A 20,766-nucleotide genomic window follows, 5' to 3' on the forward strand; every position below is an offset into this window, starting at 1 on the left:
CAAGTCAAAAAGATATTGAGCGTGTTCAACTGGGATGCGCTATGATGCAAGCACAGTTTCAAATGATGGGATATTAAAAAGGAGAAAAACATGACACTTTTAGATGTAAAACACGTTCAAAAAATCTACAAAACACGTTTCCAAGGCAACCAAGTAGAGGCGCTTAAGGATATTCATTTTACCGTAGAGAAGGGTGATTACGTTGCCATCATGGGTGAGTCTGGTTCAGGAAAGTCAACCTTGCTCAACATTCTAGCTATGCTGGATAAACCAACTCGCGGGCAGGTTTACCTAAACGGAATAGACACAGCAACTATTAAGAATTCACAGGCTTCGAGTTTCCGTCGTGAGAAGTTGGGATTTGTCTTTCAAGACTTTAACTTGCTAGATACCCTGTCTGTTAAGGACAATATTTTGCTTCCGCTAGTGCTATCACGAAAACCTATCACAGAGATGATGAAGAAATTGGTAGTAACCGCTGAAAATTTGGGCATCAACCAATTGCAAGAGAAGTATCCTTATGAAATCTCGGGTGGTCAAAAACAGAGAGTTGCAGTAGCGCGCGCTATTATCACCGAACCTGAAATTCTCCTTGCGGATGAGCCAACAGGAGCCCTTGATTCCAAGTCATCTGCAGCCTTACTCGATGTATTTGATGAAATCAATGAACGCGGTCAAACTATTCTCATGGTAACCCACTCAACGGCAGCAGCCAGCAGAGCCAAGCGCGTTCTCTTTATCAAAGACGGCATTCTTTACAACCAAATCTACCGTGGAGACAAGACAGAGCGTCAGATGTTCCAAGAAATCTCTGATACTTTGACTGTTATGGCAAGCGAGGTGAATTAGTATGTTCCGATTAACCAATAAGTTAGCGGTATCTAACTTGATTAAAAACCGCAAACTCTACTATCCCTTTGCTTTAGCTGTTCTCTTAGCTGTGACCATCACCTATCTCTTTTACTCACTGTCACTTAACCCTAACATTGGCAAGATCCGAGGGGGAGAAACTATCTCTATGACCCTCGCTCTCGGTATGGTGGTTGTTACTATCGCTTCTGGAATTATTGTCCTTTATGCTAATAGTTTTGTCATGAAGAACCGCTCCAAGGAGCTGGGTGTATATGGTATGCTGGGTCTCGAAAAGCGCCATTTAATCAGTATGGTTTTTAAGGAGCTTCTTATTTTTGGTTCCTTAACCTTGACAGCTGGTCTCGGCCTAGGAGCTCTCTTTGATAAGCTAATCTTTGCCCTTCTTCTGAAGTTGATGAAGATGAAAGTGGAGCTCGTTTCGACTTTCCAACCAATTGTCTTTATCCTAGTTCTCATCGTCTTTGGAGCTATCTTCCTAGGTCTAATTTTTATCAATGCCTTTCGTATCGCACGCATGAATGCCCTTCAGCTCTCTCGTGAGAAGGCCAGTGGTGAGAAAAAAGGACGTTTCTTAGGTCTTCAAACTATACTAGGTTTGATTAGTCTAGCAACTGGTTACTACCTAGCAGTTACAGTTGAAAACCCACTTTCTGCTGTTCTGATTTTCTTCGTAGCAGTCTTGTTGGTAATTTTGGGAACTTATCTTCTCTTCAATGCAGGGATTACAGTCTTCTTACAAATCTTAAAGAAAAACAAGCGTTATTATTACCAACCCAACAACATGATTTCCGTATCCAATCTCATTTTCCGTATGAAGAAAAATGCGGTTGGTCTGGCGACGATTGCTATTCTCTCAACTATGGTCTTGGTGACTATGTCTGCTGCAACGAGTATCTTTAAAGGCTCTGAAACTTTCAAGAAAGTCATGAATCCACATGATTTTGGAATTACAGGACAGAATGTTGAAAAAGAAGACATAAATAAACTCCTAGACCAGTATGCTAGTGATAAGGGATTGACTGTTACAAAGAAAGAAGTCCTTACATACAGTAGCTTTGGTGTAGCAAACCAAGAAGGTACGAAATTAACCATTTTTGAGAAAGGTCAAAATCGTGTTCAACCGAAAACCGTTTTTATGGTCTTTGACCAAAAAGACTATGAGAATATGACGGGCCAAAAACTTGCACTTTCAGGAAAGGAAGTTGGATTGTTTACTAAGAACAAAGAACTTCAAGGACAGAAAGAACTGACTCTAAATGACCAGACCTATACAATAAAGGAAGAAATCAAAAAAGATTTTATTCTTGAACATGTCCCAAATCAGTACAATATTCTAACTTCGGACTATAACTATCTGGTTGTTCCTGACTTGAAAGCCTTTCTTGACCAGCATCCTAATTCTTCCATTTTTAATCAATACTATGGTGGTATGAATGTAACAGCTAGTGAGGAAGAGCAACTCAAACTTGCAGATGACTATTCAAAATTCCTTGATGATTTTAATAGAGAATCAAGCAAAGAAGGAAGCTTTATTTACGGAAGCAATCTGGCTGATAGTAGTGCGCAGATGAGTGCTTTCTTTGGTGGGACCTTCTTTATCGGTATCTTCCTCTCCATCATCTTTATGGTGGGAACAGTTCTCGTCATCTACTACAAACAAATCTCTGAAGGCTATGAAGACCGTGAACGCTTTATCATTTTGCAAAAGGTCGGACTCGATCAAAAGCAAATCAAGCAAACTATCAACAAACAGGTCCTAACTGTTTTCTTCCTCCCATTGCTCTTTGCTTTTCTACATCTTGCCTTTGCCTATCATATGCTTAGTCTCATCCTAAAAGTCATTGGCGTGCTGGATGCAACCATGATGTTGACTGTTACACTTTCCATTTGTGCCATCTTCCTCATCGTTTACGTCTTAATCTTTATGATTACTTCAAGAAGCTATCGCAAGATTGTACAAATGTAAAAAAGATACCTCGAAATTCATCGAGGTATTTCTTTTATCTTAGATACTAAAGAGTTGTCCCAATAGGAAGGTTACGCCCATGGTGAGAAGTCCGATACAGAGGTTACGGATCATAGCAGTTCTCGTAGGAGCTTTTCCTAATTTAGCACTGGTATAGCCCGTAATAAGAAGGGAAAGGGCTACGATAAGAACAGTAGCAGGAATGCGATAGTCGCTTGGAAAGACGGTGATCGAAAGCATAGGAGGAAGACTTCCCAGTACAAAGGCGATAAAGCTAGAGATCGCAGCATGCCAAGGGTTGGTAAACTCTTCGTACTCGATCCCATACTTTTCTTCGACCAAGGCTTTGAGGGGATTTTTTAAAAAGGCCTTGTTGGTCAAGAGTTGGGCTGACGTTTCACACTCACCATTTTGTAGGTAAGCTGCGTAGAGGGATTGTTTTGCAGATTCGATGTCCTTATTCAAGAGCAACTGTTCTCTAGCAACAGCGGCTTCTTCCGTGTCTTTCTGAGTGGATACAGAGACATATTCGCCACCTGCCATAGAAAAAGCACCAGCGAGGATAGCCGCCAATCCAGATAAAAAGATAATCCAGATATTGCTCGTCGCACTAGCAACACCGATAACGACTCCAGCGATGGAAATAATCCCATCATTGGCACCGAGAACACCTGCACGCAGGATATTGAGTCGCCCTGCAAAGTTTGCATCAATTTCATGTTTCAATTCTGTCATAGTCATCTCCTTTCTCTCCATTATAGAGAAAAGAGTAGGGGAAAACAATCTTTTTAAACTATCTGAAAAAAGTTCTACGATTCTAATTTTTAAGCCCTTTCTAATTTTACCGGAAAATGCTACTTCAAATTCTCAAATATTAAATTTTCTGACAATTTATTAAAAAATTAAGGAAAGGATGTTATAATGGAACGTAAAATAAATTCAGGTCTTCTGAACCAATAGGAGTATACAATGAAAAAACTAGGTTTTGTCCTTTTATCTTCAGCTTTGCTATTGACAGCATGTGCAGTCCGTTTTGAAAAATCAACCGATACAAATGATTCCTCTAAGGTGACAGCTTTATCAGATGATAAACAAAAATTACTTGATAAGGCAACCGCAGATTATAAGACTTTTGTTCAAGGACAAATTGATAAGCTTTTAACGGATACAGAAGGATTTGTCCAGCTTTTAAAAGACGGAAAATTGGAGGAAGCCAAGAAAGCTTATCCACTTGTTCGTATGGCTTATGAACGTTCAGAACCAATCGCTGAGAGTTTTGGTGAATCTGATGTTAAGATTGACTTTCGTCTAGTAGACTATGTGGATGAAAATAAGACTGAGGAAGGTTGGTCTGGTTTCCACCGTATCGAACGAATCCTCTGGGAAGAAAACACAACTAAAGGAACTGAAAGTTATGGGGAACAATTAGTCAACGATATCAAAGAGTTGAAGGCTAAGGTAGCGACTGTTGAAGTCGATCACAAGATTATGTTGACAGGGGCAGTTGACTTGCTTAATGAAGTAGCGACAAGCAAGATTACAGGTGAAGAAGAAATCTACTCTCATACAGATTTGTACGACTTCCGTGCTAATATCGAGGGAGCTGAAAAGATATTTCAACTCTTTAAACCTTTACTAGAAAAATCAGATGCTGATTTAGTTAAAGAATTAGAAGCGGATTTCAAATCTGTTAATAGCTTGTTGGACAAACATATGACAGACAAGGAACACTACAAACTCTATACAGATTTGACAAAAGAAGACACCAAAGAATTGGCTGAAGCCGTGACGAAACTTGGTGAACCTCTATCACAAATGGGCAAATTTCTTGATGGAGAATAAGCAGTATGACTAAGAAAGACGAAAATTTTTTTGAGAAAAAAATGGACCGTCGAGAATTTCTAAAAAAAGCGGGTATTGGAGGTGCTGGACTAGCACTAGGTCTCTCCGGTGCCTCCGCTTTTTTAGCACCTAGGTTAGACAAGCAAGAAAAAATCTCGTACGGTAATGAAAAGATTGACTTTTATGGGAAACACCAAGCGGGTATTACAACCCCTATGCAGAAGAATATTTATTTTGTTGTCCTAGATTTGCATACGACAGATAAAGATAAGATTATTCAGCTATTTAAGGATTGGACAGATTATAGTAGCAAGTTGGTAGAAGGAGAATTAGTCAAAAAAGATGGTCAGAATGCTCTCTTACCACCTAGTGACACTGGAGAAACCGTGGGGCTAAATCCTCATCGTTTAACGTTGACTTTTGGTGTGTCTGCAAGTTTCCTGAAAAAAATGAATTTAGAACAAAAACGTCCTCAACTTTTTAAGGATTTACCACCCTTCCCAAAAGAGCAACTGCGTGAAAAATATACTGGGGGAGATATTGTTATCCAAGCCTGTGCAGATGACGAGCAAGTTGCTTTTCATGCTATTCGCAACCTTATCCGTAAAGGGAGAAATGCGGTGACTCTCCGTTGGAGTCAGTCAGGTTTTGCAGCCATTGGAGATCGTCTGGAGACACCCCGCAACCTTTTTGGTTTCAAGGATGGAACAGCCAATGTGACCAAAGAGAAGGATTTTGACCGTGTTGTCTGGGCCGACAGCAAGGACTGGATGCAAAATGGATCCTATATGGCCGTTCGCCGCATCCAGATGTTTCTCGATACTTGGGATCGAACCAATCTTGAAGAGCAAGAAAATACCTTTGGTCGCTACAAGGAAAGTGGCGCTCCCTTTGGTAAGAAGAATGAGTTTGATGAAGTGGATTTGAGTCTTTTACCAGATGATTCGCATGTTCGATTAGCCAAAGAGGTAGATAAGCCACTCTTACGACGATCCTATTCATATTCAGATGGCATTGATGAAAAAACTGGACAATTTGACACAGGCTTGCTCTTTATTTCTTTCCAAAAGGATCCAGATCATTTTGTCAAGGTTCAAACTAACCTTGGAGCTACAGACAAGATGAATGAGTATGTAACCCACATCGGTAGCGGTCTCTTTGCCTGCTTTGGTGGAGTAGAGAAAGGAGGCTATATTGGTCAAAAATTATTGGAAGATTAACATTTGTTTCTTAGCCTTGTCTTTTCTCTTGTTAGCTGTTTTTCCCGTTAGCGCACAGGAAAGCCTGAGTTCATATTTTGTAAAGATAACGGATGCCTCTAAGGCTGTAAAAAATGATAATCAGGCAGAAGCCAAAGCTCTTGTTAGAGAAATGGCGACGGATTTTGAAAAAGTAGAACATTCTGATTCGGAAGCTGGTAAGGTCGTCAAGGAAAAGCTTGCTCTGACAGGAGATATAAGTGAGGAAAATCTGACACAGATTTCATCTGCTCTTCTTGCATTTGAGAAAGAGCAAAATCCAGTAGATCTTGATGCTGAAAAAGAAAAGCTTGTTAGTCGACTAAGACCGCGTTTTGAGGTTCTGGATAAGGCAATTACTTCAAAAGATATAGAGCAAATCCGAGAAGCTTATAAAAAGATGAATTCAACCTGGACGATCAATGAGAGTGTTGTCCGTGACAACAGTACAGCTCATTATGGTCAAGTAGAAACAGCTATTTCTTTCTTACGGAGTAGCATAGAAACTGAGCCTACTGATTTTAACTCCATCCAGACTTCCTTTGAGGACTTAAAAAAGGCTATTGATGATTTTGTAACTGGAAAAGAAGTCGCAGAAGCATCTTCTGATTTAAGTCTCAAAGACGGTATTGCCCTTTTGAAGAAGGCTTTGGAACAATTCCAAGCTGGTGACCAAGCATCAGGAGCAGCTAGTATGAAGGAATTCATCACTATCTGGCCAACGATTGAGGGTTCTGTTAGCACGACCAATCCTTCCCTCTATACACGAGTTGAAAGTGAAAGCCCTGTAATCATGGTCAAGGGAAGTGAGAAGGAATATCAAGAAAAATTAGAAAAACTGATTGCAGATTTATCTCAAATTGACACTAGTGCTACCTACAATGCTTTTGATGCCATGCTTATTCTCCTACGGGAAGGAGTAGAGGCTCTTTTAATCGTCATGGCCTTGGTCACGACACTAAAAGCAGCCAAGATGCGCAAAGGACTCAAGTGGGTATATGGTGGGGCCCTAACAGGTATCGCTGCGAGTCTAGTGATTGCATTTATATTACAAATTGCCTTTCCTGCTGTGACATCAGGTGCCAATCGCGAAATTATCGAAGGTGCTGTTGGTATTTTCGCAGTAGTGATGATGATTGTTATCGGTATTTGGCTTCATAGTAAATCCTCGGTCAAAAAATGGAATGACTTTATGGATTCACAGATAAAAACTGTGACCAAGACAGGTTCATTCATTTCTATGTTTGCTCTTAGTTTTCTAGCTGTTTTCCGTGAAGGGGCAGAGACCATTCTATTTTACGTAGGGATGTTACCGAGAATATCTAGTTTTGACTTTATTCTAGGTATTTCTCTAGCTTTGTTCGTCTTGCTAGTTATCGCATTTCTGATGAACAAGGCGAGTCAATTTTTCCTACCTCATAAGGTCTTCTTTATCCTGACATGGATGATTTATGCTCTGGCTTTCAAGATGCTTGGAGTTAGTGTGCATGCTCTGCAGCTGACAAATATGGCACCAAATCACCTGCTATCAAGTTTCCCAACTATCGACCTATTGGGCATCTATCCAAGTTGGGAAGGTTTAGGAAGTCAGCTAGTCTTCTTGATAATTGTTTTGGCTGTCACATTGAGACAGGGTGAAAAGTAGATGGATACAAAAGAATTGACAATCGTTGAACATCTGGTAGAATTTAGAAAGAGGTTCATTGCTGTTATAGTCTGTTTTTCTATAGTTTTCTGCGGAGCTTTATTGTTTGCTGATCAGCTTTATTGCTACCTGACTCAGTCCTTTAATCAAAAGTTGATTGTATTAGGTCCAAATGACATCCTGTGGATTTATTTGCGCTTAGCGAGCCTAATGTCCTTTACCATTACGCTACCTTTTACAGTTTATCAGATTTGGAGTTTTATCAAACCGGGGTTGAAAATAGAAGAAGCAAGAGCCATTTTTGCCTATATTCCAGCTAGTTTTATTTGCTTTTTACTTGGACTAGCCTTTGGATTCTACTTTGTAACGCCTGCCTTACTTCAAGTGCTTTTAGGACTTGGGGAAGGATTATTTGAAACTCAATTAACAGCGCAGAACTACTTAGACTTTGTTTTTCAAACAACTATCCCTTTGGCGTTCATCTTTGAATTGCCAGTCATCATCGCTTTTTTAACGACGATTGGCTTGATTGGACCAGGGCTCTTAGTTACCTATAGACGTTATGCCTACTTTATTTTATTGGTACTTGCTGTTATTTTGACACCAGCTGATTTTATTAGCGATCTAGCCATGACAATTCCTTTAATCTTGCTCTATGAGCTTAGTATTGCAATTAGCAAGAGGATAATAAAGAAAAAAATGAAAGGAGAAAAGAATGGGAATCTTACGTGATATCGGTGCTCCAGGATTGATTATCATTGTTTTAGGGGCACTCTTAATCTTTGGACCAAAACGGTTACCAGAACTTGGTGAATCAATCGGTAAAATGCTGTCTGAATTTAAAAAGGCAGTTAAAGGAATTGGTGACCAAGATCAGGAAAAGTAATCTATTCCATAATCATAAATAAAAACAAGAAAGTTAGGAACTGTAGCTGTCTAGGCCTAGGTGAGCAGTTTCCTAGCTTTTTATTGTATTCTTAAAAGTGATTTTAAGTTTTCTTTAAGGTTTGTATTATACTCTAAAGAACTCTATATTAACCGAATGTTAAGTAAAAAATATAGAGGGAAATCTAATTTTATTTCTCAAATTTAAATAGATAGTTTTCTGTCTTTTCTTCATGATGGAGACAGATTGTGATATAATAGATGGTAATGAGTTTTTTAGAATAAACTAAAGGAGAATATAAATGATCTATGCAGGAATCCTAGCCGGAGGAACTGGCACACGCATGGGAATCAGTAATTTACCAAAACAATTTTTGGAGTTGGGTGATCGACCTATTTTGATCCACACAATTGAAAAATTCGTCTTAGAACCAAGTATTGAAAAAATTGTAGTTGGAGTTCATGGAGACTGGGTGTCACACGCTGAGGACTTGGTTGACAAGTATCTTTCTCTCCACAAGGATCGCATCATCATTACCAAGGGTGGTGCTGATCGCAATACCAGTATCGAGAAGATTATAGAAGCTATTAATGCCTATCGTCCAATCACTCCAGAAGATATCGTGATTACCCACGACTCTGTTCGTCCATTTATCACACTTCGCATGATTCAGGACAATATAAAACTGGCTCAAAATCATGATGCGGTTGACACAGTAGTAGAAGCAGTTGATACCATTGTTGAAAGTACTAATGGTCAGTTTATCACGGATATTCCAAATCGTGCTCACCTTTATCAAGGTCAAACACCTCAGACTTTCCGTTGCAAGGATTTCATGGATTTGTATGGTTCCCTATCTGACCAAGAAAAGGAAATCCTGACAGATGCATGTAAGATTTTTGTTATCAAAGGAAAAGACGTTGCCCTAGCTAAAGGGGAATATTCAAATCTTAAAATCACAACTGTGACAGACCTGAAAATCGCGAAAAGCATGATTGAGAAAGACTAAGGCTATGATTAATCAAATTTATCAACTGACCAAACCAAAGTTTATCAATGTAAAATACCAAGAAGAGGACATTGATCAGGAGAATCATATCCTTATTCGTCCAAATTATATGGCGGTTTGTCATGCAGATCAACGTTACTATCAAGGGAAACGCGATCCAAAGATATTGGCTAAAAAGCTTCCTATGGCCATGATTCACGAGTCTTGTGGAACTGTTATTTCCGATCCAACTGGGACTTATGAAGTCGGTCAAAAGGTAGTTATGATTCCAAATCAACCGCCTATGCAGAGTGACAAAGAGTTCTACGAAAACTACATGACTGGAACCTACTTCCTATCTAGTGGTTATGATGGCTTTATGAGAGAATTTGTCTCTCTTCCCAAAGATCGTGTTGTGTCTTATAATTACATTGAGGACACAGTCGCTGCCATTACTGAGTTTGTAAGTGTTGGTATGCATGCCATGGATCGTTTCTTAAATCTTGCTCATAGCAAGCGAGAGCGCATTGCAGTTATCGGAGACGGTAGCTTGGCCTTTGTGGTTGCCAATATTATCAATTACACCTTGCCAGAAGCAGAGATTATCGTGATTGGCCGTCATTGGGAAAAATTGGAGCTTTTCTCTTTTGCAAAAGAGTGCTACATCACGGATAATATTCCCAAGGATCTGACCTTTGATCATGGATTTGAATGTTGTGGTGGCGATGGAACAGGACCAGCTATCAATGACTTGATCCGTTATATTCGCCCACAGGGAACGATTCTCATGATGGGAGTCAGCGAGTACAAGGTTAATATCAATACGCGAGACTCTTTAGAAAAAGGTTTATTATTGGTCGGTTCGTCTCGATCTGGACGGATTGATTTTGAAAATGCAATACAGATGATGGAAGTTAAAAAGTTTGCAAATCGTCTGAAAAATATCCTTTATGTTGAAGAGCCAGTGAGAGAAATTAAGGACATTCATCGTGTCTTTGCTACAGACCTAAATACTGCTTTCAAAACAGTGTTTAAGTGGGAAGTTTAAGAGATGGAGGCTAATTGTGGAGAAAATCATCAAAGAAAAAATTTCTTCTTTACTATCTAAAGAAGAGGAAGTCCTTAGTGTTGAACAACTGGGTGGCATGACCAACCAAAACTACTTGGTTAAAACAACCTCCAAACCCTATATCGTTAAATTTTTCGGAAAAGGAACTGAAAAGCTCATCAATCGTCAAGATGAAAAATACAATCTTGAATTGTTGAAAGACTTGGATCTTGATGTCAATAATTATCTCTTTGATATAGAGTCAGGAATTAAGGTCAATGAGTACATCGAATCAGCAGTAACTCTTGATTCAACATCAATCAAGTCCAAGTTTAAAAAGATTGCACCAATTTTACAAACCATTCATGCTTCAGGAAAAGAGCTAAGAGGAGAGTTTGCTCCATTTGAGGAAATCAGAAAATATGAATCCTTGATTGAGGGAGCTATTCCTTACGCTAACTATGAAGCCGTGAGAAAAGAAGTATTTTCACTAGAGAAAAGATTGGCTGACTTAGGTATTGACAAAAAGTCTTGTCATATTGATTTGGTACCAGAAAACTTTATCGAGTCACCCCAAGGACGCATGTATTTGATTGACTGGGAATACTCTTCTATGAATGATCCGATGTGGGATTTGGCAGCTCTCTTTTTGGAGTCTAAATTTACAAATCAGGAAGAAGAAGATTTCCTAACCTACTATGAGGGTGACAAAACTCCAGTATCTCGTGAAAAGATTCGAATCTATAAAATCTTACAAGATACCATCTGGAGTTTGTGGACAGTGTATAAAGAAGCTCAAGGGGCTGATTTTGGAGATTACGGTATCAATCGTTACCAAAGAGCTGTCGAGGGTCTGACTTATTATGGAGGTTAGGATGAAGAATAAAAATGGTGTTTCTTTCGGTCTGCTCTCTGGTATCTTCTGGGGATTAGGTCTAACGATTAGTTCTTATATCTTTTCAGTTTTTACCAATCTTTCACCTTTTGTGGTGGCTGCCGCTCATGATTTCTTGAGTATCTTTATCTTGTTAGCTTTTCTTTTGGTAAAAGAAGGAAAAGTTCGACTCTCGATTTTTCTAAATATCCGAAATGTTAGTGTTATTATCGGAGCCTTGCTAGCTGGACCTATAGGAATGCAAGCCAATCTTTATGCGGTTAAGTATATCGGAAGTTCTCTTGCATCTTCAGTATCAGCTATCTACCCAGCAGTTTCTGTTTTACTAGCATTTTTTATTTTGAAACACAAGGTATCTAAGAATACTGTGTTTGGTATTTTGTTGATTATCGCTGGTATTATTGCCCAGACTTATAAAGTTGAGCAGGTTAATTCTTTTTATATCGGAATTCTTTGTGCATTAGTTTGTGCCATCGCTTGGGGAAGTGAGAGTGTTCTTAGTTCCTACGCCATGGAAAGTGAATTAAGTGAAATTGAAGCACTATTAATCCGCCAAGTAACCTCATTCTTGTCATATCTTGTCATTGTCCTCTTTTCTCATCATTCATTTGCAGAAGTAGCAGATGGACAATTGCTGGGTTTGATGTTAGTCTTTGCAGCATGTAATATGATTTCATACCTAGCTTACTATATTGCTATCAATAGTCTGCAACCAGCAAAAGCAACTGGTTTGAACGTAAGCTATGTCGTATGGACAGTATTGTTCTCAGCAATGCTTTTAGGTACACCGCTCGATATGGTGACCATTATTACATCGCTTGTTGTCATGGCTGGTGTTTATATTATTATTAAAAAATAAAGGAGAATAGCGTGAAAGCAATTATCTTGGCAGCGGGGTTGGGAACTCGTCTGCGTCCTATGACTGAAAATACCCCAAAAGCTTTGGTCAAGGTTAATCAAAAACCCTTGGTAGAGTACCAAATCGAGTTTTTGAAAGAGAGAGGAATCGATGAGATTATTATCGTTGTTGGCTACCTCAAAGAACAATTTTCCTATCTAAAAGAAAAATATGGTGTCCGTTTAGTCTTTAACGACAAGTATGCTGATTACAACAACTTTTACTCACTTTATCTCGTTAAAGAAGACTTGGCTAACAGCTATGTGATTGATGCGGATAACTATCTTTTCAAAAATATGTTTAGAAACGATCTTAAACGTTCAACCTATTTCAGTGTTTATCGTGAAGACTGTGAGAATGAATGGTTCTTGGTTTATGGTGATGACTACAAGGTTCAAGACATTATTGTTGATAGCAAGGCTGGTCGCATTCTGAGTGGAGTTTCATTCTGGGATGCACCAACTGCTGAGAAGATTGTTGGCTTTATTGACAAAGCTTACGAAAGTGGTGAATTTGTTGATCTCTACTGGGATAACATGGTTAAGGATAATATCAAAGAATTAGATGTCTATGTCGAAGAATTAGAAGGAAATAGCATCTATGAAATTGATAGTGTAAAAGATTACCATAAATTAGAAGAGATTTTATCTACTATTGAGTAAGGAAATAGAAGAAGGCTTGGGCCTTCTTTTTTTGTGGATTTTATAACAAGAGTGTTTGATATTGATTGTATTCTTTAAATGAAACAAAAATTACAAAAAAATGAACAAAATAAAACAAAAATTATTGACAACGATTTCATATAGTGTTATACTTATAGCATAAAAGATAATTGAAAGAAGGGAAAATGTTATGGGATTAGATCATTTCTTTGACAAAAACCTGGTGTTTTGCTTAGAAGCGGATAATCAAGAACAACTCTTTGATCAGGTAGCAAGCTTGTTGGAGGAACGAGAAATTGTCACTCCAACTTATCGTGAAGCCTTGATCACGCGTGAAAAGTCATTTCCAACTGGCTTAGATATGGAATTTCTAGGTAAGGACTTGCCAAATGTAGCGATTCCTCATACAGATATTGTTCATAATCTAGCTGAGAAAGTGGTGGTTGTTCGATTAGAAAAACCAGTAACTTTTCACAATATGATTGCTCCTGATAAGGAAGTGGAAGTATCTCTACTCTTCTTTATCATTAACAATTCAAGTTCGAGTCAAACCAACATTCTTGCTCAGTTGATGGACTTCTTTACAGGAAATGGTCACCTAGAAGATTTATCAAATATTTCTGAACCAGAAGCCTTGTATGCCTATATCTCTGAAGCAACAGCTTAAATCGTACATTATAAAAAATAAATCGGAGGAAATCCAAATGATCAAAATTCTCGCTGCCTGCGGTGCAGGTGTTAACTCAAGTCACCAAATTAAAAGTGCTCTTGAAGAAGAGCTTTCAAATCGTGGTTACGATGTTCACTGTGATGCAGTTATGGTAAAAGATGTGAATGAAGACCTTATCAAAGGATATGATATCTTTACCCCAATCGCTGCAACAGATCTTGGCTTTGAACCAGGTATTCCAGTTATTGAAGCTGGACCAATCTTGTTCCGTATTCCAGCAATGAGCGCTCCTGTATTTGACAATATTGAGGCAGCTATCAAAGAACACGGACTAAGCTAATTATTATTTTGTAAGATTCCATAAAAATAAAGGGAGGAACTATTATGGATGTCATTATCGAACTAGCCAATAAGATTTTCAAGCCAGTCTTGGAAATGGGTGGTCCTATCATCATGCTGATCATCTTGACAGTATTGGCTCTACTTTTTGGAGTGAAATTCTCCAAAGCGCTTGAAGGTGGTATCAAACTTGCCATCGCTCTTACTGGTATCGGTGCTATCATCGGTATGCTCAACGGAGCTTTCTCAGCATCTCTTGCGAAATTCGTTGAAAACACTGGTATTCAATTGAACATCACTGACGTTGGTTGGGCACCACTTGCTACGATCACTTGGGGTTCTGCATGGACACTTTACTTCTTGCTTGTGATGTTGATTGTCAACGTTGTGATGCTTGCAATGAAGAAAACGGACACACTTGACGTCGATATCTTTGATATCTGGCACTTGTCAATCACTGGTCTTTTGATTAAATGGTATGCAGACAACAATGGTGTTAGCCAAGGAGTTTCACTTTTCATCGCAACTGCAGCAGTTGTGCTTGTAGGTGTTTTGAAAATTATCAACTCTGATTTGATGAAACCAACATTCGACGACCTTCTTAATGCACCAAGTTCATCACCAATGACTTCAACTCACATGAACTACATGATGAACCCAGTTATCATGGTCTTGGATAAGATCTTTGATAAAGTATTGCCAGGTCTTGATAAATATGACTTTGACGCTGCAAAATTGAACAAGAAAATCGGTTTCTGGGGATCTAAATTCTTCATTGGTTTCATTCTTGGTATCGTTATTGGTTTGATGGGAACTCCACACCCAGTTGCTGGTGTAGAAGGAGCCGATAAATGGGAACTTGTTATTAAAGGTTGGTTGAGCCTCGGTTTGACTGCCGGTGTCTGCTTGGAGCTCTTCTCACTTATCGGATCTTGGTTCATCGCAGCCGTAGAACCACTTTCACAAGGTATCACAAACGTTGCTACTAAACGTCTTCAAGGACGTAAATTCAACATCGGTCTTGACTGGCCTTTCATCGCTGGTCGTGCTGAAATCTGGGCTTGTGCCAACGTACTTGCTCCAATCATGCTAGTAGAAGCAGTGCTTCTTTCAAACGTCGGAAATGGTATCTTGCCACTTGCAGGTATCATCGCTATGGGTGTGACTCCAGCTCTCTTGGTTGTTACACGTGGTAAATTGCTTCGTATGATCATCTTCGGAACACTCTTGTTGCCACTCTTCCTTCTTTCAGGTACTCTTATCGCTCCATTTGCAACTGAACTTGCGAAAGGTGTAGGTGCCTTCCCAGAAGGTGTGAGCCAAACTCAATTGATCACTCACTCAACTCTTGAAGGACCAATCGAAAAACTATTTGGTTGGGCAATTGGTAATGCTACAACAGGTGATATCAAAGCAATCCTTGGTGCAGCAGCCTTCCTTGTATTCTATGTAGGTATCTTTGCTTGGTATAGAAAACAAATGATCAAACGTAACGAAGAATACGCAGCAAATGCTAAATAATTCGCTCCTATAAAATGTAAATTGTGAAAACTAGGTTGTTAATTTCCTACATTGGGAGTGGCAACCTAGTTTTTATATAAATATCTAAAAATAGTTGGAGAACATTATGGTAATTGAAATAAAATCAGACCAGTTAACGGTTCAATTTAAAACCTTAGGTGGCGCCTTGTCGTCTATTAAGGACCGAGATGGCATTGAGTATCTGTGGCAAGGAGATTCCACTTACTGGAGCGGACAAGCTCCAGTACTATTTCCAATCTGTGGCTCTTTGAGAGAGGATACAGCCTTCTATAGCCACGAAGATGGAACGGAGACGAAAGGAACCATTCCGCGTCATGGTTTAGTCCGTAAAAAAGAATTTGAATTAGTTGAACAAACAGAAAACAGCGTAACTTTTGCTATCGAAGATGATGAGAATACTTATCAGAACTACCCTTATCATTTCCGCCTTGAAATCACTTATCTAGTGAATGGCAAGACTGTCCGTACTCAATACAAAGTTTTCAATAGAGAAACTAATAAAGTAATGCCATTCTTTGTAGGAGGACATCCAGGATTTAATTGTCCTCTGCTAGATGGCGAAACTTATGAAGATTACTATATAGAGTTTGATAAAGAAGAGACTTGCTCTGTTCCACGTCCTTTCCCAGAAACTGGACTCTTAGACTTCCAAGATAGAAGTCCATGGTTGGATTCACAAAAGGAAGTGGACCTCAGTTACGATCTGTTTAGTGTTGATGCAGTGACTTTGGATGAGTTGCAATCCAGAACAATTTCCCTTCGTTCGCGCAAGCATGAGAAGGGATTAAAAGTACACTTCCAAGAGTTCTCAAATCTCATCATTTGGTCAACTTTGAATAAGGGACCTTTCATCGCGTTTGAACCATGGTCTGGATTGTCAACATCTCTTGAAGAAGGAGATCATTTAGAAGATAAGAAAAACGTTCGTCTCTTGGAACCCGGTCAAGTGGATCAAATTGGTTTTGATATTGAAATCTTTTAGATTAAAAAATATAACACAAAAACAAACATTTACTGTTGACTTTTTCTGAAAATAGGAGTATATTATGTTTGTAAAAAACAAATGATGTTTGTAACAAACAAATAATCACTTGTTATATTCTCTTTCGCGGAGAAAGATTATTTCTAGGAAATTGGTTTCCTGGACTTGGATATGGTGTTATTCATCTCATTCAATCAAATTTGTCAATAAACTGCTAGAAAGTCTTTTGTAGGTAAACTGCTAACTATAAAAGTCTTTACTAGCCTAGAAAAATAAAAAGGAGTATACAATATGTCTATTGTTATCGGTGCAGATGCTGCAGGTTTGAGATTGAAAGAAGTTGTGAAAGACTTCTTGGAAAAAGAAAACTTCCACGTTGTGGATGTTACAGCTGAAGGTCAAGACTTTGTTGATGTGACTCTTGCTGTTGCTGCAGAAGTAAACAAAGAAGAACAAAACCTTGGTATCGTGATTGATGCCTATGGTGCTGGTCCTTTCATGGTCGCAACAAAAATCAAAGGAATGGTTGCTGCAGAAGTATCTGACGAACGTTCAGCTTATATGACTCGTGGCCACAATAACTCACGTATGATCACTATGGGTGCACAACTTGTTGGTGATGAATTGGCTAAAAATATTGCTAAAGGATTTGTTAACGGCAAATACGACGGTGGTCGTCACCAAATTCGTGTTGATATGTTGAATAAAATGTGCTAATTAGATTACAGTAAGAAAGGTAAGATAAAAATGAGAATTGCAATTGGATGTGACCACATCGTAACAGATGAAAAAATGGCGGTTTCAGAATTTTTGAAATCAAAAGGATATGAAGTCATCGACTTTGGTACCTATGACCACACACGTACTCACTACCCAATCTTTGGTAAAAAAGTTGGTGAAGCCGTTACAAGCGGTCAAGCTGATCTTGGGGTATGTATCTGTGGTACCGGTGTTGGGATCAACAACGCTGTAAATAAAGTTCCAGGTGTACGTTCTGCCTTGGTTCGTGATATGACAACAGCTCTTTACGCTAAAGAACAGTTGAATGCCAACGTTATTGGTTTTGGTGGTAAAATCACTGGTGAATTGCTCATGTGTGATATCATCGAAGCTTTCATCAATGCCGAATATAAACCATCAGAAGAAAACAAAAAATTGATAGCTAAAATCGAGCACGTTGAAACTCACAATGCTCATCAAGCGGATGCAAACTTCTTTACAGAATTCCTTGAAAAATGGGATCGTGGTGAATACCACGACTAAGAGGTGACGCATGATTTTAACAGTCACAATGAATCCATCCATTGATATTTCTTATCCTTTGGGTGAATTGAAAATTGACACTGTCAACCGTGTGGTGGACGTGACCAAAACAGCTGGTGGTAAAGGACTCAATGTCACACGAGTTCTTTCAGAATTTGGTGATTCTGTTGCTGCTACTGGTCTAGTTGGGGGCAAACTCGGTGACTATCTAGTAGAAAACATTGACGATAAGGTAAGTAAACGTTTCTTCTCGATTCAAGGAGAGACTCGTAACTGTATCGCTATTCTACACGGAGACAACCAAACAGAAATTCTTGAGAAAGGGCCTGAAGTATTGGAACAAGAAGGGCAAGATTTCTTGGCTCATTTCGAAAATCTCCTTGACACTGTGGAAGTAGTAGCTATCTCTGGTAGCCTGCCAGCAGGTCTTCCAGTTGACTACTATGCGAGCTTAGTAGAACTTGCTAATCGCGCAGGAAAACCAGTTGTTCTAGACTGCTCAGGTGCAGCTCTTCAGGCTGTCCTTGAATCACCACATAAACCAACAGTTATTAAACCAAATAACGAAGAATTGTCTCAGCTTCTTGGGAAAGAAGTTTCTGAGGATTTGGATGAATTAAAAGAAGTTCTTCAAGAGCCTCTATTTGCAGGGATTGAGTGGATTATCGTTTCACTTGGTGCAAATGGTGCTTTTGCAAAACACGGTGATACTTTCTACAAGGTAGATATTCCAAGAATTCAGGTAGTCAATCCTGTCGGATCTGGAGATTCTACTGTTGCAGGTATTTCATCAGGTCTTCTTCATAAGGAATCGGATGCAGAACTCCTCATCAAGGCAAATGTCCTTGGTATGCTTAACGCTCAAGAAAAGATGACAGGTCATGTCAATATGGCCAACTATCAAGCTTTATATGATCAATTAATAGTAAAAGAGGTATAAAATGGCTTTAACAGAACAAAAACGTGCACGCTTAGAAAAACTTTCAGATGAAAATGGCATTATCTCAGCTCTTGCCTTTGACCAACGTGGTGCTTTGAAACGCCTCATGGCTCAATACCAAACAGAAGAGCCAACAGTGGCTCAAATGGAAGAACTCAAGGTCTTGGTAGCAGATGAATTGACAAAATACGCATCCTCTATGCTTCTTGACCCTGAGTATGGGCTTCCAGCTACAAAAGCGCTTGATCCAAATGCTGGCCTTCTCCTTGCTTATGAAAAAACAGGTTATGACACAACTAGCACCAAACGCTTGCCTGACTGCTTGGATGTTTGGTCTGCCAAACGCATCAAGGAACAAGGCGCAGATGCTGTTAAGTTCTTGCTTTACTACGATGTAGACAGCTCTGACGAACTCAACCAACAAAAACAAGCCTACATCGAACGCATTGGTTCTGAGTGTGTGGCAGAGGACATTCCATTCTTCCTTGAAATCTTGGCTTACGATGAAAAGATTGCTGACGCAGGTTCTGCAGAATACGCCAAAGTGAAACCACACAAGGTTATCGGTGCCATGAAGGTCTTCTCAGACCCACGCTTCAACATCGACGTCTTGAAAGTGGAAGTTCCAGTCAACGTCAAATACGTTGAAGGATTTGGCGATGGTGAAATCGTGTATACACGCGAAGAAGCTGCAGCCTTCTTTAAAGAACAAGATGAAGCGACTAACCTTCCTTACATCTACTTGAGTGCAGGTGTATCAGCCAAACTCTTCCAAGAAACCCTTGTCTTTGCTCACGAATCAGGTGCAAACTTCAACGGTGTTCTTTGTGGACGTGCAACTTGGGCTGGATCAGTTGAAGCCTACATCAAAGACGGTGAGGCAGCAGCTCGTGAATGGCTTCGCACAACTGGATTTGAGAACATTGATGAACTGAACAAAGTTCTCCAAACCACAGCGACTTCATGGACTGAACGTGCGTAAGTTTCCCCCCCTAATCTTAGGAACATTGATCTAAATAAAAAATTTAAAAAAAGTTGAATGTAAAGGTTTACAAAAAAACTTACTTGTGCTATACTTAAATCACAAGTTAATACAAGGTGAGTGTTACTAAGTAATATTAGGCATGATCACAGGTGAATTAGAAATCAAAAGATTTTCTAGTTCATTTGTGGTCATTTTTTATACTCATATACCTTTAAGAGATAAAAGGAGGTTGCCATGTATCGAATTCTAAACCCAATGAATCACAACGTCTCTCTTGTCAGAAATGACAAGGGAGAAGAAGTGATTGTGATTGGTAAGGGGATTGCATTTGGGAAAAAGAAGGGGGATTTAATTTCTGAAGATCAAGTTGAGAAAATCTTTCGGATGAAGACAGAAGAGTCCAGAGAAAACTTTATGGCTCTTCTCAAAGATGTTCCGCTTGATTTTATCACAGTGACCTACGAGATCATTGATAATCTTTCTAAGAAATATCACTATCCGATTCAAGAATATCTCTATGTGACCTTGACAGATCATATTTACTGTTCTTATCAAGCTCTAACACAAGGAAGGTACAAGGATAGTAATCTGCCAGATATTTCTACCAAGTATCCTGTCGCTTTTCAAATCGCAAAGGAAGCCTTTGAAATCTATCGTCAGAAATTGACAGATCATTTCCCTGAAGATGAGATTATTCGGATTGCTTATCATTTCATCAATGCCGAAGGGGAAAATGAAGTTCAAGTGGTTGAGTCGATAGATAAGAGGAAAGAAATTCTCAGGAATGTTGAAGAAGTGCTGAAGAGTTACGCTATTCAACGAACCAAAGAGAATAATCATTTCTATGATCGCTTTATGATTCATCTCAACTATTTTTTGGATTATTTAGACCGATCCAGAGATGATAATCAATCGCTTCTGGATATGGAAGACCATATCAAACAATCCTATCCAAAGGCATTTGAGGTCGGTTCCAAGATCTATGATGTGATTACGCAACATACTGGTCTTGATTTGTATAAGAGTGAGCGAGTTTATCTAGTTCTACATATCCAGCGTTTATTGTCATAAAAATTATTTAAAACTGTATAAGGAGGATTCTAT

Annotated in this window: 22 protein-coding genes; 21 read left to right on the forward strand and 1 reads right to left on the reverse strand. The window is 39.1% G+C overall.

What is annotated here, in order from left to right:
- The first annotated feature begins 90 nt into the window (after positions 1 to 90).
- Together E2R31_RS09365 and E2R31_RS09370 are read left to right on the forward strand one after the other, a co-directional pair.
- Positions 91 to 849 (forward strand): ABC transporter ATP-binding protein, encoded by a 759-nt coding sequence (locus tag E2R31_RS09365; RefSeq protein ID WP_033629643.1) that lies wholly within the window; start codon positions 91 to 93, stop codon positions 847 to 849.
- A 1-nt stretch (position 850) separates the two neighbouring features.
- Entirely contained in the window at positions 851 to 2,839 is a 1,989-nt protein-coding gene (locus E2R31_RS09370) for an FtsX-like permease family protein (protein ID WP_132974157.1), read from the forward strand.
- Positions 2,840 to 2,878: 39 nt separating this feature from the next.
- Here the strand turns inward: E2R31_RS09370 and E2R31_RS09375 are convergent, their stop codons facing one another.
- Positions 2,879 to 3,574 carry a VIT1/CCC1 transporter family protein gene (locus E2R31_RS09375; protein WP_132974159.1) on the reverse strand — a complete coding sequence of 232 codons (696 nt, stop codon included), beginning with the start codon at positions 3,572 to 3,574 and terminating at the stop codon, positions 2,879 to 2,881.
- Between the two features lie 234 nt (positions 3,575 to 3,808).
- On the opposite strand from E2R31_RS09375, the gene efeO reads away from it, so the two are divergent.
- From efeO to E2R31_RS09470, 19 genes are all read left to right on the forward strand, one after another.
- Complete coding sequence (gene efeO, locus E2R31_RS09380; protein WP_132974161.1) at positions 3,809 to 4,681, forward strand: iron uptake system protein EfeO; 873 nt, start codon at positions 3,809 to 3,811, stop codon at positions 4,679 to 4,681.
- A 5-nt stretch (positions 4,682 to 4,686) separates the two neighbouring features.
- Positions 4,687 to 5,901 carry an iron uptake transporter deferrochelatase/peroxidase subunit gene (gene efeB / locus E2R31_RS09385; RefSeq protein ID WP_084948673.1) on the forward strand — a complete coding sequence of 405 codons (1,215 nt, stop codon included), beginning with the start codon at positions 4,687 to 4,689 and terminating at the stop codon, positions 5,899 to 5,901.
- Entirely contained in the window at positions 5,876 to 7,564 is a 1,689-nt protein-coding gene (locus E2R31_RS09390; RefSeq protein ID WP_084948671.1) for an FTR1 family iron permease, read from the forward strand. Before efeB ends, E2R31_RS09390 begins: the two co-directional genes overlap by 26 nt.
- Complete coding sequence (gene tatC / locus E2R31_RS09395) at positions 7,565 to 8,296, forward strand: twin-arginine translocase subunit TatC (protein WP_084948669.1); 732 nt, start codon at positions 7,565 to 7,567, stop codon at positions 8,294 to 8,296.
- A complete protein-coding gene (locus E2R31_RS09400; RefSeq protein WP_038806076.1) occupies positions 8,280 to 8,450 on the forward strand; it encodes a twin-arginine translocase TatA/TatE family subunit in 171 nt (56 codons plus the stop codon). The genes tatC and E2R31_RS09400 overlap by 17 nt, the downstream gene beginning before the upstream one ends.
- 301 nt (positions 8,451 to 8,751) lie before the next feature.
- A complete protein-coding gene (locus tag E2R31_RS09405) occupies positions 8,752 to 9,459 on the forward strand; it encodes an IspD/TarI family cytidylyltransferase (protein ID WP_000638516.1) in 708 nt (235 codons plus the stop codon).
- 4 nt (positions 9,460 to 9,463) lie between these two features.
- Positions 9,464 to 10,486 carry a ribitol-5-phosphate dehydrogenase gene (locus E2R31_RS09410; RefSeq protein ID WP_132974163.1) on the forward strand — a complete coding sequence of 341 codons (1,023 nt, stop codon included), beginning with the start codon at positions 9,464 to 9,466 and terminating at the stop codon, positions 10,484 to 10,486.
- Between the two features lie 16 nt (positions 10,487 to 10,502).
- Positions 10,503 to 11,360, forward strand: a complete 858-nt coding sequence (locus E2R31_RS09415; protein WP_132974165.1) for a phosphotransferase family protein — start codon at positions 10,503 to 10,505, stop codon at positions 11,358 to 11,360.
- A gap of 1 nt (position 11,361) precedes the next feature.
- Positions 11,362 to 12,240: a DMT family transporter gene (locus tag E2R31_RS09420; protein WP_132974167.1), complete on the forward strand. Its 879-nt coding sequence runs from the start codon at positions 11,362 to 11,364 to the stop codon at positions 12,238 to 12,240.
- 11 nt (positions 12,241 to 12,251) lie between these two features.
- Positions 12,252 to 12,941, forward strand: coding sequence for a sugar phosphate nucleotidyltransferase (locus tag E2R31_RS09425; RefSeq protein WP_132974169.1), 690 nt, complete (start codon positions 12,252 to 12,254; stop codon positions 12,939 to 12,941).
- Between the two features lie 190 nt (positions 12,942 to 13,131).
- Positions 13,132 to 13,608, forward strand: a complete 477-nt coding sequence (locus E2R31_RS09430) for a PTS sugar transporter subunit IIA (RefSeq protein ID WP_165941814.1) — start codon at positions 13,132 to 13,134, stop codon at positions 13,606 to 13,608.
- Positions 13,609 to 13,645: 37 nt separating this feature from the next.
- Positions 13,646 to 13,951 carry a PTS sugar transporter subunit IIB gene (locus E2R31_RS09435; RefSeq protein WP_000590551.1) on the forward strand — a complete coding sequence of 102 codons (306 nt, stop codon included), beginning with the start codon at positions 13,646 to 13,648 and terminating at the stop codon, positions 13,949 to 13,951.
- Positions 13,952 to 13,995: 44 nt separating this feature from the next.
- Complete coding sequence (locus E2R31_RS09440) at positions 13,996 to 15,471, forward strand: PTS galactitol transporter subunit IIC (protein WP_000382509.1); 1,476 nt, start codon at positions 13,996 to 13,998, stop codon at positions 15,469 to 15,471.
- A gap of 106 nt (positions 15,472 to 15,577) precedes the next feature.
- Positions 15,578 to 16,474: an aldose 1-epimerase family protein gene (locus E2R31_RS09445; protein WP_132974173.1), complete on the forward strand. Its 897-nt coding sequence runs from the start codon at positions 15,578 to 15,580 to the stop codon at positions 16,472 to 16,474.
- Positions 16,475 to 16,765: 291 nt separating this feature from the next.
- The gene (gene lacA / locus E2R31_RS09450) at positions 16,766 to 17,191 is read left to right on the forward strand and encodes a galactose-6-phosphate isomerase subunit LacA (RefSeq protein ID WP_000029277.1); all 426 of its coding nucleotides are present in this window, start codon (positions 16,766 to 16,768) and stop codon (positions 17,189 to 17,191) included.
- Positions 17,192 to 17,221: 30 nt separating this feature from the next.
- Complete coding sequence (gene lacB / locus E2R31_RS09455) at positions 17,222 to 17,737, forward strand: galactose-6-phosphate isomerase subunit LacB (protein ID WP_001216921.1); 516 nt, start codon at positions 17,222 to 17,224, stop codon at positions 17,735 to 17,737.
- A gap of 10 nt (positions 17,738 to 17,747) precedes the next feature.
- Positions 17,748 to 18,677: a tagatose-6-phosphate kinase gene (locus E2R31_RS09460; RefSeq protein ID WP_132974175.1), complete on the forward strand. Its 930-nt coding sequence runs from the start codon at positions 17,748 to 17,750 to the stop codon at positions 18,675 to 18,677.
- Between the two features lies 1 nt (position 18,678).
- Positions 18,679 to 19,659, forward strand: a complete 981-nt coding sequence (lacD, locus tag E2R31_RS09465) for a tagatose-bisphosphate aldolase (protein WP_084976233.1) — start codon at positions 18,679 to 18,681, stop codon at positions 19,657 to 19,659.
- Between the two features lie 237 nt (positions 19,660 to 19,896).
- Entirely contained in the window at positions 19,897 to 20,733 is an 837-nt protein-coding gene (locus E2R31_RS09470; RefSeq protein ID WP_132974177.1) for a PRD domain-containing protein, read from the forward strand.
- Positions 20,734 to 20,766: the final 33 nt, after the last annotated feature.

Source organism: Streptococcus downii (assembly GCF_004353325.1).
GTDB classification, from domain to species: domain Bacteria; phylum Bacillota; class Bacilli; order Lactobacillales; family Streptococcaceae; genus Streptococcus; species Streptococcus downii.

Excerpts from the sequence above, each read along its gene's own strand:
- E2R31_RS09430 (WP_165941814.1), top strand. The coding sequence starts at position 13,132 with ATGGGATTAGATCATTTCTTTGACAAAAACCTGGTGTTTTGCTTAGAA.
- E2R31_RS09440 (WP_000382509.1), top strand. The coding sequence starts at position 13,996 with ATGGATGTCATTATCGAACTAGCCAATAAGATTTTCAAGCCAGTCTTG.
- E2R31_RS09435 (WP_000590551.1), top strand. The coding sequence starts at position 13,646 with ATGATCAAAATTCTCGCTGCCTGCGGTGCAGGTGTTAACTCAAGTCAC.
- E2R31_RS09375 (WP_132974159.1), bottom strand. The coding sequence starts at position 3,574 with ATGACAGAATTGAAACATGAAATTGATGCAAACTTTGCAGGGCGACTC.
- lacD (WP_084976233.1), top strand. The coding sequence starts at position 18,679 with ATGGCTTTAACAGAACAAAAACGTGCACGCTTAGAAAAACTTTCAGAT.
- E2R31_RS09400 (WP_038806076.1), top strand. The coding sequence starts at position 8,280 with ATGGGAATCTTACGTGATATCGGTGCTCCAGGATTGATTATCATTGTT.
- E2R31_RS09470 (WP_132974177.1), top strand. The coding sequence starts at position 19,897 with ATGTATCGAATTCTAAACCCAATGAATCACAACGTCTCTCTTGTCAGA.
- tatC (WP_084948669.1), top strand. The coding sequence starts at position 7,565 with ATGGATACAAAAGAATTGACAATCGTTGAACATCTGGTAGAATTTAGA.
- E2R31_RS09365 (WP_033629643.1), top strand. The coding sequence starts at position 91 with ATGACACTTTTAGATGTAAAACACGTTCAAAAAATCTACAAAACACGT.
- E2R31_RS09405 (WP_000638516.1), top strand. The coding sequence starts at position 8,752 with ATGATCTATGCAGGAATCCTAGCCGGAGGAACTGGCACACGCATGGGA.
- E2R31_RS09460 (WP_132974175.1), top strand. The coding sequence starts at position 17,748 with ATGATTTTAACAGTCACAATGAATCCATCCATTGATATTTCTTATCCT.
- efeO (WP_132974161.1), top strand. The coding sequence starts at position 3,809 with ATGAAAAAACTAGGTTTTGTCCTTTTATCTTCAGCTTTGCTATTGACA.
- lacA (WP_000029277.1), top strand. The coding sequence starts at position 16,766 with ATGTCTATTGTTATCGGTGCAGATGCTGCAGGTTTGAGATTGAAAGAA.
- E2R31_RS09370 (WP_132974157.1), top strand. The coding sequence starts at position 851 with ATGTTCCGATTAACCAATAAGTTAGCGGTATCTAACTTGATTAAAAAC.
- E2R31_RS09445 (WP_132974173.1), top strand. The coding sequence starts at position 15,578 with ATGGTAATTGAAATAAAATCAGACCAGTTAACGGTTCAATTTAAAACC.
- E2R31_RS09420 (WP_132974167.1), top strand. The coding sequence starts at position 11,362 with ATGAAGAATAAAAATGGTGTTTCTTTCGGTCTGCTCTCTGGTATCTTC.
- lacB (WP_001216921.1), top strand. The coding sequence starts at position 17,222 with ATGAGAATTGCAATTGGATGTGACCACATCGTAACAGATGAAAAAATG.
- efeB (WP_084948673.1), top strand. The coding sequence starts at position 4,687 with ATGACTAAGAAAGACGAAAATTTTTTTGAGAAAAAAATGGACCGTCGA.
- E2R31_RS09410 (WP_132974163.1), top strand. The coding sequence starts at position 9,464 with ATGATTAATCAAATTTATCAACTGACCAAACCAAAGTTTATCAATGTA.